This window comes from Pseudomonas sp. P5_B3 (assembly GCF_056400405.1).
This window is the reverse complement of sequence record NZ_JBFULI010000018.1, coordinates 107,397-117,390: the sequence shown is the minus strand read 5'-3', so window position 1 is coordinate 117,390 and position 9,994 is coordinate 107,397. Positions and strand designations below refer to the sequence as shown.

The following is a 9,994-nucleotide window of genomic DNA, read 5'->3' as shown; positions in this document are numbered from 1 at the left end:
TTTTGCGATGCTGGATAACTGATGACATGAACGGCCAACCGGCCTGACGACAACCCTGGGCTCTCACACGGCTGCAAGGCCGTTCCCCTAATTAGGGTCGTTGGGCATCGATTCTCATCGAGGCGCGGGGGCCACAACCCCAACTCAGACGCCGGATAGATGAAAGCAAGCCAAACACGACATCAACAACAGTATTGCAGAAAAGGGGGTAACCATAGATGTGGGAGCGGGCTTGCCCGCGAAGAGGCCGGAACTGACGCCAGATATCTCCAACCTGCAGAAACAACAAAGCCCGCATCAATGCGGGCTTTGTTTCAAATCCATCCAGGCTTAGAAGCGGAACACTTCCATATCCGTCCGGACCGGCGCGGCCATCGGGATCTTCGGCTGCTTCTCCTGTTCTACCGCAGGTGCTGCCGCCTTGGCTGCCGGCTTGCGCGGGACTTCGGCGATCGGTGGCTGATTGGCCAGCGGCTTCAGCGCCACCGACAGTTGCTCGGCCAGACGTTGCAGCAACACACCCTGAGCCTGAACCTGAGCCGCGGTACTACCGGCATGCTGTTCCTGCAAATGGATGATGCGGTTGTCACGGACCTGTCCGCGACGGTCGATCAAGCGCCATTGCGCGTCGAGGATCGCCGGTTGTTTTGCACCCGAATCCAGGCGCGTGATAGTCAGCAGCACCTGAACATCCGGGGTGAAGCCCACTGTCGCCGGGGCCAGGACTACGCGCTGGCTGTCCAGGCGACCTGCGACCTGACGCAGCAGCAACTGATCGATATCCGACGAAAGGCTGCCTGCCCAACGACCGTCGGTCGAGGCTTGCAGGCTGCCATCGGGCTGACGCTGCAACAGGGTTTCGCGTTGCAGGTAGTCGGCCACGGTGACCGGCCCCAACAATACCGCCATGCCCGCGTTCTGTGCGGGCTGAACCGGACTACCAGCGTCCAGCTGATACAACGACACCGGCTGGTGAACGCTGCAACCCGCCAGGCCAAGAACGCCGGCGAGTAAAAGAATAAAAGGAAGGCGCAGAGCAGTCATCGTCCCATCCAGGTGATCGCTAAAAGGCTGACCACAGTGAAAATACTCAACAAATATGAATAACGCACGGCAATGCCGGCGCTTGAAAGGCCATATCATCCGTGAATATGCGTTCCGACTCCAGCGCAAAGCGCCGAACTACGGGTTAAATCGTAGATCGGCGCCTCTAACTCGCGCTCTTCGGTCAATTGATCGAGTTTTCGACCAGCAGCGCATCGACCCGCTGGAAGCCACGCGGCAATTTGTTGCCACGACGACCGCGTTCACCCTTGTAGTGTTCGAGGTCGTCCGCTTTCAGTGACAAGGTACGTTTCCCGGCCTGCAACACCAGTGTTGCACCGTCCGGCAATACGGCGATGTCCGTCACATACTCTTCGCGACTGGCCACTCGCTCACCGGGAATCCCGATGATCTTGTTGCCTTTGCCCTTACCTAATTGTGGCAGGTCGCTGATCTTGAAGATCAGTAGGCGACCTTCGGTCGTCACCGACGCCAGCCAGTTCTGCTCACGATCGGCCACCGGGCGCGGCAGCATGACCTTGGCATTGTTCGGCAGACTCAACAAGGCCTTGCCCGCCTTGTTCTTGGCTTGCAGGTCTTCACCCTTGACCACGAAACCGTAGCCGGCGTCGGAGGCGATCACGTACAGCGCATCGTCTTCCGGCATCAGCACACATTCGAAACTCGCCCCTGGCGGCGGCGTCAGGCGACCAGTCAGCGGTTCACCCTGGCCACGAGCCGACGGCAAGGTGTGGGCGGCCACCGAATAACTGCGACCTGTGGAGTCGATAAACACCGCGAACTGGTTGGAGCGTCCGGCTGCCAGGGCCTTGAAACCGTCCCCGGCCTTGTAGGAAAGCCCCGTGGCGTCGATTTCGTGGCCTTTGGCAGAGCGAATCCAGCCTTTTTCCGACAGCACGACCGTCACTTTCTCGTTCGGCAGCAGATCGTGCTCGGTCAGGGCCTTGGCCTCGGCGCGCTCGACAATAGGCGACCGGCGGTCATCACCGTAGGTTTCCGCGTCCTTGATCAGTTCGCTACGCACCAGTTTCTTCAGTTTGGCTTCGCTGCTCAGCAGGGCTTGCAGCTTGGCTTGTTCCTTGAGCAGTTCATCCTGCTCGGCACGCAGCTTCATCTCTTCCAGTCGCGCCAACTGACGCAGACGGGTGTCGAGGATGTAGTCGGCCTGGATTTCGCTCAGGGCGAAACGCTCGATCAGTTTGGCCCGTGGATGCTCCTCGGTACGGATGATGTGGATCACTTCATCCAGGTTGAGGTAGGCAATCAACAAACCGTCCAACAGGTGCAGGCGACGCTCGACCTTGTCGAGACGGAATTGCAGGCGACGACGCACGGTCTGCACCCGGAACTCCAGCCATTCGACCAGCAGCGCCCGCAGGTTTTTCAGCTGCGGCTTGCCGTCCAGGCCGATGATGTTGATGTTGACCCGGTAGCTCGACTCCAGCTCGGTGCTGGCGAACAGGTGCTGCATCAAGGCATCGTGGTCGAAGTTTTTCCGCGCGCCCGGAATGATCACGATCCGGCACGGGTTTTCGTGGTCGGACTCGTCACGCAAGTCGGCAATTTGCGGCGCTTTGGACGGCTTGGCCTGCATCATCGCGGCGATCTGTTCCAGCACCTTGGCGCCCGAGACCTGATGCGGCAGCGCGGTGACGATGATGTCGCCGTCTTCGATGTGATACACGGCGCGCATACGCACCGATCCGCGACCGGTTTCGTAGATTTTCAGCAGGTCGGCGCGCGGGGTGATGATTTCCGCTTCGGTCGGGTAGTCCGGGCCCTGGATGTGTTCGCAGAGCTGTTCGACCGTGGCCTTGGGCTCGTCGAGCAAGCGCACGCAGGCGGTGGCGACTTCCCGCAGGTTGTGCGGCGGAACGTCAGTGGCCATGCCAACGGCAATGCCAGTGGTGCCGTTGAGCAGAATGTTCGGCAGACGGGCCGGCAAGACCAGTGGCTCGTCCAGCGTGCCGTCGAAGTTCGGCCCCCAGTCCGCCGTGCCCTGGCCCAGTTCGCTGAGCAGTACTTCGGAATAACGCGACAGCCGCGCTTCGGTGTAACGCATGGCGGCGAAGGACTTGGGATCATCCGGCGCACCCCAGTTGCCCTGGCCGTCGACCAGCGTGTAGCGATAGCTGAACGGCTGGGCCATCAGCACCATGGCCTCGTAGCAGGCCGAATCGCCGTGGGGGTGGAATTTACCGAGCACGTCACCGACGGTACGCGCCGATTTCTTGTGCTTGGAATCGGCGTCCAGCCCCAGCTCGCTCATGGCGTAGACGATACGCCGCTGTACCGGTTTCAGGCCGTCGCCGATATGCGGCAAGGCACGGTCCATGATCACGTACATGGAGTAGTTGAGGTAGGCATTTTCGGTGAAGTCAGCCAGCGAGCGGCGTTCTACACCGTCCAGGCTGAGATCAAGGGAGTCGCTCATGCGGGCCTCATCGGTTCGTTGTCTGGCGCAGCAGCATGGTGCCACCGCGCTGGGTAAATTCAAGTTTGTTCAGTGCGCTCATGCCGAGCAACACCTGATCGCCATGCAGCCCCGGGGCCACCAGTGCGCGTACATCCCGCAGCACTATGTCGCCCAGTTGCAGGCGTTCAATATGGGTGCGATAGCCCTGGCTCAAGCCATTGGCCGTGCTCAGGGTCACGCCGAATCCTTCTTCGAGCTTCAAGCGCTTGGCCAGGTCCGCCGGAATCGACACATCAGTCGCCCCGGTGTCGAGCATGAAGCCCACCGGCTGGCCGTTGATCTGGCCGCTGGCGACGAAATGCCCCTGCACATTGCTCACCAGTTTCACCTCGATGAAACCTTCGCCCTGCTCCGAACTGACCACCACATTCGGATTTTGCTGACGCGCTTCCCATTGGCCGAAAAACCGTGTGGCCAGAAACAGCGCCGCACACCAGGCCAGCACCATGAATACCCGGCCGATGCGCTGCCCCGGGGTTTGTTGTCTCATGGCTTGGCACTCCAGCCACCTTCCGGTGCAGCGAAGCGCCAGACCACCGGACGGACTTCGCCATCGGCGCGGGCGCCGAAGTTATTGTCGACACCGATCCAGGCGCCATCGGCATCCACGATCAATGCTTCTTCCAACCCGTAGTTCTGTGGATAACGACGGTTTGCCTGCAACAACTCGGCGGCATACGACCAGCAACGCTCGACCCTGGCCGTCTGCGGATCCCGGCGGCAGATCTGGTAGGCGTTGCGTTCAAGGGTGAACAGCTTGCCGTTGAACAGCGACAGGTCAGAAAAATCCCGCGGTACAGCTTTGGCGTCAGGAAACTGCTCGGGCTGCATTTCCATGCCCGCTTCGCTCAGCAGCACGCAGCCACCGTCGCAATCCCACAACGTCTGCTTGCGTTTGATCATCAGCAATCCGCGCCCTTCACGCTCGGCGGCGAACCACATCTGATCGCCCGCCGGATTGACCGCCAGCCCTTCGAACAATGCATTGAATTGCAACAGCAGGCCTCTGGCCCGTGCCTCGCGAACCAGCATCGGCGAGATCTTCAGCCAGGCGGCGGGCCCCGTTGGCGGCACTTGCAAGACAGCGGCATGGCCTTCACTGACGATGTAACGATTGCCGGCGCTGTCGCAGGTGATGCCCTCGAAGTCCAGATCACCGCCACGCACGAACGAAGCCCCCCAGACGCGAGACTTCAGCCCCCAGGGCAAACCACTGTCAGGCACTGGCGGTGCGTTGATGTGCACCGTTTCGGCCTGCCAGACAGATTCGCTGGTATCCAGGCGGTAGATCTGATTATCGTCGCGGTCGGAAACCGCCCACAGATCATTGCCGCACTGCGCCAGCCCGGACAGGTTGCCGCCGCGCATACCGTCGACGACATGTTCGGACAACAGGCGCAGCTGTGGCGCCGGATCGGCGGATACCGTGTACGACGTCAACAGCAACCCACAAGCCAGGGCAAAGCCCAGACGCATCAGCCCAGCACCTCGGCCAGGTTGCCCTTGGACTCCAGCCAGGTCTTGCGGTCGCCAGCGCGTTTCTTCGCCAGCAGCATGTCCATCATTTCCGAGGTCGCCTCGAAATCTTCCAGGGTCAATTGCACCAGGCGCCGGGTGTTCGGGTCCATGGTGGTCTCGCGAAGCTGCGGCGGGTTCATTTCGCCCAGACCTTTGAATCGTGTGACTTGCGGCTTGCCGCGCTTCTTCTCGGCCACCAGACGATCGAGGATGCCATCGCGTTCGGCTTCATCGAGGGCGTAGTAGATCTCTTTGCCCAGGTCGATGCGGTACAACGGCGGCATGGCCACGTAAACGTGGCCGGCATCCACCAACGGGCGGAAATGCTGGACAAACAGGGCGCAGAGCAGCGTGGCGATGTGCAGACCGTCGGAGTCGGCGTCGGCGAGGATGCAGATCTTGCCATAGCGCAGTTGGCTCATGTCCGCCGCGCCCGGATCGACGCCGATGGCCACGGCGATGTTGTGCACTTCCTGGCTGGCCAGCACTTCGCTGCCGTCGACTTCCCAGGTGTTGAGGATCTTGCCGCGCAACGGCAGGATCGCCTGGAACTCTTTGTCCCGCGCTTGCTTGGCCGAGCCGCCAGCGGAATCACCTTCGACCAGGAACAGCTCGGAACGCATCGGGTCCTGCCCGGCACAGTCGGCCAGCTTGCCCGGCAGCGCCGGGCCCTGGGTGACGCGTTTACGCTCGACTTTCTTGCTCGCCTTCAAACGACGGCCGGCGTTGTTGATCGCCAGTTCCGCCAACGCCAGACCGGTTTCCGGGTTGGCGTTGAGCCACAGGCTGAACGCATCCTTGACTACACCGGAGACGAACGCCGCCGCCTCACGGGACGACAGGCGCTCCTTGGTCTGGCCGGAGAATTGCGGTTCCTGCATCTTCATCGACAACACGAAGGCAATGCGTTCCCAGACGTCCTCCGGCGCCAGCTTCACGCCGCGCGGCAACAGGCTGCGGAATTCGCAGAACTCGCGCATGGCGTCGAGCAGGCCTTGACGCAAACCGTTGACGTGAGTACCGCCCTGGGCTGTCGGGATCAGGTTGACGTAGCTTTCCTGGACCGCGTCGCCACCTTCGGGCAGCCACAGCAGCGCCCAATCCACCGCTTCTTTATTACCGGCCAGGCTGCCGCAGAACGGCTCGTCCGGCAGGCGCTCGAATTCGCTGACCGCATCCACCAGGTAGGAACGCAGGCCGTCTTCGTAATGCCATTCGACTTTCTCGCCGGTGGCCTTGTCTTCAAAACTGACCAGCAGCCCCGGGCACAACACGGCCTTGGCCTTGAGCACGTGCTTGAGGCGGCTGATGGAAAATTTCGGGGAGTCGAAGTATTTCGGATCCGGCGCGAAGAACACGCTGGTGCCGGTGTTGCGCTTGCCGACAGTGCCGACGATTTCCAGCTCGGTGGCCTTGTAGCCATCCTTGAAGGTCATCTGGTATTCGTTGCCGTCACGCTTGACCCGCACCCGCACTTCGGTGGACAAGGCGTTGACCACGGAAATACCTACCCCGTGCAAACCACCGGAGAACTGGTAGTTCTTGTTGGAAAACTTGCCACCGGCATGAAGCTTGGTGAGGATCAACTCGACGCCCGAAACACCTTCCTCAGGGTGAATGTCCACCGGCATGCCACGGCCGTCATCGCTGACTTCCAGAGAATGGTCGGCATGCAGGATCACCTGCACCGATGAGGCATGCCCGGCCAAGGCTTCGTCGACACTGTTGTCGATGACTTCCTGGGCGAGGTGGTTCGGCCGACTGGTGTCGGTGTACATGCCGGGGCGCTTGCGCACCGGGTCGAGGCCCGAGAGGACTTCGATGGCGTCTGCGTTATAAGAGCTAGCGCTGGGAGTGGCCATGGGGTCTCGTCGTCAGTCGTTCATTGAAAATAGGGGCGAGAATTCACAATGCCGTGAAATCGATCGCCTGATACAAATCTGCGCCAATGCCGGCAAAACTCAGCATGGCCGGAAGCTGTGCGGCAAACCCCTGGAAACCATGGTCGCCGCCGGCCTGGATGCGCAAGGCACAGGCCCGGTAATACTGCTGGGCGAGGCGATAGTCCAGCGTTTCGTCAGCCGTCTGCAACCACACCTGATAACGCTGTGGGTCCTGGGGCGCCGGCACTTCCAGTTCGGCCAGGGCCGTCACGTGGTCGTGGGTCATTTCCCAAGTCTCTTCGGTATACAGGTTTTTCTGCGTCCCCAGATAGCCGTCGAACATCCGGTGCGGACCGACGGCGGGGTTGATCAACAGGGCTTTCAAGCCAAGGCGCTCAGCCAGGTGAGTCGCATAGTAGCCGCCGAGTGAGCTGCCGACCAGCAGTGGCCGCCCCAGTTCGACAATCGCCTGTTCCAGTTGCGCAATAGCCTGGCGCGGGTGATGGTGCAACGCCGGAACGCGCAAGTGTTCACTCAGGCCCAGACGCTCCATCACCTCGATCAACTGACAGGCCTTCTTCGACAACGGCGAGCTGTTGAAGCCGTGGATATAAAGGATCGAACCGGACATTTGAGCTCCCTGTGCGTCGGCTAAAGAGGCGGAGTTTACAGGGCGCAGGGAGAAACGGGGATACCCGCAAAAATCAGGTGCCTGCACCGCCGCCATCGCGAGCAAGCTCGCTCCCACACTAGTTTTGCGTCGTTCACAAAATCCCTGTGGGAGCGACGGTGCGACGATTCGACTTGCTCGCGATGGCCGCACCTCGGTTTCCAGAAAAATGAAAAAATCAGTAGCCGTTGGAACCGTAATCCACAGTGAAATCGAACCCGGTAACCCGCTCCACCCCGGTTTCCAGCCGCCCGTCGGGCAGCAGCCGCAACCAGCGATAGCCTGGCGCCTGTTCCCCGACCTTGAAATCCTCGCTGCCCGGCTCGAACTGGATGCAGGTCGAGGGCGAGGCGATCAAACGCACGCCGTTACGTAATTGATCGATTTCCTGGTGCACATGCCCCCACAGCACGGCACGTACCTGTGGAAAACGATCCAGCACGTCAAAAAACGCCTCGGGATTACGCAGGCCGATAGGCTCCATCCATGCGCAACCGATGGACACCGGGTGATGGTGGAAGCACACCAGATGATGGCGATCCGGCGCTTCGCTCAACGAGCGGGCGAGCAACTGCAGCTGTTCATCCTGCAAATATCCCGGCACCGAGCCTGGCACCGCCGAATCGAGCAAGGTGACCCGCCAGTTGCCAATATCCACCACCGGTTCGAGCAAAGCGCTTTGCACCGCCGCCTCGGCCATGATTCGCGGCTCATCGTGATTGCCGGGAATCCAGCGCGCCGGCGCATCAAGCTGGCGCGTCATGTCGCGAAACTGCTGGTAGGACTCCAGCGTCCCGTCCTGGGACAGGTCACCTGTGGCCAGGATCAAGTCAATCCGCGGCTGTTGCCCGCGCACCAGCTCGATGACCTTTTGCAGACTGTCGCGGGTGTTCATGCCCAGCAACGCGCCGTCCGCTTCGGCAAACAGGTGGCTGTCGGAGAGTTGCACCAGCAACGCCGGATCGGCGGTGGTCAATGTGGATACGCTCGGCAAGGCGTTCTCCCAGGGCGTGATCACGGGGATGGGTAAGTGCCGCAATTATGCTGGGGGACGATCGAAAGGGGAAACCTGTGAACCTGACACAGTTCACAACTGCGCTTCACTACTAACGTACTACTTCGTATTCATGCCCCAGCGCCAGGCAATGGCTCAGCCATTCGCCCAGAAACATGTTCAACTGGGCTTTTTCGTCCGGCTGGTGCATCGCGGCGTTCGGGTAAGGATAGATGCCACGAAAGCGTCGCGCATGTTCGGCGCTGACCACTTCGGCCATGCGCGCGTCGTGATAGACCTGTACTTCCAGTTGCGGCACCGGCAGCCAGGGCAGGCTGTGCTCCTGGCGCACTTGCAGGGTCGTGGTGTAAGGACAGGTCAGCAGCACTTCCAGGGCCAGCACACCCAGCATCTGGTCGCCATGGGTCACGGCAATGCGCCGCGCGGCGGGCTCGCAGCGCATGTCCGGCAGCAGTCGCATCAGGCGCGCGTAGTTCGCCTCGCAAGACGCTTGCAGCCCCACCAGGTCCACCCGATAGCGATCGCGCAGCTTGTTTACGACCATAACCCCCTCACTTCAACGCGGTTCAAAGCCAGCCATTGCAAGGCAATGATGCTCGCCGCGTTGGCAATACGTCCGTCGCGTACGGCTTGCAGGGCATCTTCGAAAGCCCAGACCGTGACGCGGATGTCTTCTGCCTCTTCCTCCAGCCCATGCAGGCCGCCAACCCCGGTACTGTCGCAACGCCCCAGGTACAGATGTACGAATTCGTTGCTGCCGCCCGGCGATGGAAAATATTTGAGCATCGGCCAGAGCGCCCCGATTTCAAGCCCAGCTTCCTCCTGCGCCTCGCGGTGAGCAACTGCTTCCGGCACTTCATCCTTGTCGATCAGACCAGCGACCAGTTCGATCAGCCACGGGTTGTCGGTCTTGCCCATGGCTCCGACGCGAAACTGCTCGATCAGAACCACTTCATCGCGCTGCGGATCGTAAGGCAGCATGCAGACCGCGTCATGACGAACGAACACCTCACGATTGATCTCGCGGCTCATGCCCCCGGCGAACAATTCGTGGCGCAGGTGCACGCGTTCGAGTTTGTAGAAGCCCTCGTAGCACTTTTCGCGCCGCACGATATCAACGGCGGTCGGAATGGCGTTGGTAAAATCCTTCATGACTATCCTCGTTACTGCAAATCCTGTTCGAGGCTGCTTTTTTCCTGGGCCTCGACTTCGCGCCATCCTAACGCGCCCGTGATGTTTGATGCAGCTCCTTTCCCGTCAGCGGGATAGACGGTGAGGGCGAAACCCACTCTAATTAGCTTAGTGGCGAACTGACTGCTTTGTTGAGAGTCGAAGCCGGTAACTTTTTGCCTTCCCCTGTTTCAGAA

General features: G+C 60.8%; 9 protein-coding genes. All 9 read right to left on the bottom strand.

The genetic code is table 11. The features are described from left to right. Positions 1-330: 330 nt before the first annotated feature. The gene (locus AC1DRN_RS13425) at positions 331-1,044 is read right to left on the bottom strand and encodes a PqiC family protein (protein ID WP_223461779.1); all 714 of its coding nucleotides are present in this window, start codon (positions 1,042-1,044) and stop codon (positions 331-333) included. 184 nt (positions 1,045-1,228) lie between these two features. Continuing rightward, positions 1,229-3,499: a DNA topoisomerase IV subunit A gene (gene parC, locus AC1DRN_RS13420; RefSeq protein ID WP_223461777.1), complete on the bottom strand. Its 2,271-nt coding sequence runs from the start codon at positions 3,497-3,499 to the stop codon at positions 1,229-1,231. 7 nt (positions 3,500-3,506) lie between these two features. After that, positions 3,507-4,031, bottom strand: a complete 525-nt coding sequence (locus tag AC1DRN_RS13415) for a retropepsin-like aspartic protease family protein (protein ID WP_223461774.1) — start codon at positions 4,029-4,031, stop codon at positions 3,507-3,509. Then, a complete protein-coding gene (locus AC1DRN_RS13410) occupies positions 4,028-5,017 on the bottom strand; it encodes an esterase-like activity of phytase family protein (RefSeq protein ID WP_223461772.1) in 990 nt (329 codons plus the stop codon). The genes AC1DRN_RS13415 and AC1DRN_RS13410 overlap by 4 nt, the downstream gene beginning before the upstream one ends. Beyond that, a complete protein-coding gene (gene parE / locus AC1DRN_RS13405; protein WP_223461770.1) occupies positions 5,017-6,921 on the bottom strand; it encodes a DNA topoisomerase IV subunit B in 1,905 nt (634 codons plus the stop codon). The genes AC1DRN_RS13410 and parE overlap by 1 nt, the downstream gene beginning before the upstream one ends. Before the next feature lie 43 nt (positions 6,922-6,964). Next, the gene (locus AC1DRN_RS13400) at positions 6,965-7,573 is read right to left on the bottom strand and encodes a YqiA/YcfP family alpha/beta fold hydrolase (RefSeq protein ID WP_223461768.1); all 609 of its coding nucleotides are present in this window, start codon (positions 7,571-7,573) and stop codon (positions 6,965-6,967) included. 217 nt (positions 7,574-7,790) lie between these two features. After that, on the bottom strand, positions 7,791-8,606 hold the full coding sequence (gene cpdA, locus AC1DRN_RS13395) for a 3',5'-cyclic-AMP phosphodiesterase (RefSeq protein ID WP_223461766.1): 816 nt from the start codon (positions 8,604-8,606) through the stop codon (positions 7,791-7,793). A 112-nt stretch (positions 8,607-8,718) separates the two neighbouring features. Beyond that, positions 8,719-9,171, bottom strand: a complete 453-nt coding sequence (locus AC1DRN_RS13390) for a DUF1249 domain-containing protein (RefSeq protein WP_223461764.1) — start codon at positions 9,169-9,171, stop codon at positions 8,719-8,721. Then, positions 9,162-9,779, bottom strand: coding sequence for an NUDIX domain-containing protein (locus AC1DRN_RS13385; protein WP_223461762.1), 618 nt, complete (start codon positions 9,777-9,779; stop codon positions 9,162-9,164). Before AC1DRN_RS13385 ends, AC1DRN_RS13390 begins: the two co-directional genes overlap by 10 nt. Positions 9,780-9,994 lie beyond the last annotated feature (215 nt).

What these genes read in the sequence shown, in the direction of transcription:
- AC1DRN_RS13425 (WP_223461779.1), bottom strand. Translation starts at nt 1,044, where the DNA reads ATGACTGCTCTGCGCCTTCCTTTTATTCTTTTACTCGCCGGCGTTCTT.
- parC (WP_223461777.1), bottom strand. Translation starts at nt 3,499, where the DNA reads ATGAGCGACTCCCTTGATCTCAGCCTGGACGGTGTAGAACGCCGCTCG.
- AC1DRN_RS13415 (WP_223461774.1), bottom strand. Translation starts at nt 4,031, where the DNA reads ATGAGACAACAAACCCCGGGGCAGCGCATCGGCCGGGTATTCATGGTG.
- AC1DRN_RS13410 (WP_223461772.1), bottom strand. Translation starts at nt 5,017, where the DNA reads ATGCGTCTGGGCTTTGCCCTGGCTTGTGGGTTGCTGTTGACGTCGTAC.
- parE (WP_223461770.1), bottom strand. Translation starts at nt 6,921, where the DNA reads ATGGCCACTCCCAGCGCTAGCTCTTATAACGCAGACGCCATCGAAGTC.
- AC1DRN_RS13400 (WP_223461768.1), bottom strand. Translation starts at nt 7,573, where the DNA reads ATGTCCGGTTCGATCCTTTATATCCACGGCTTCAACAGCTCGCCGTTG.
- AC1DRN_RS13390 (WP_223461764.1), bottom strand. Translation starts at nt 9,171, where the DNA reads ATGGTCGTAAACAAGCTGCGCGATCGCTATCGGGTGGACCTGGTGGGG.
- AC1DRN_RS13385 (WP_223461762.1), bottom strand. Translation starts at nt 9,779, where the DNA reads ATGAAGGATTTTACCAACGCCATTCCGACCGCCGTTGATATCGTGCGG.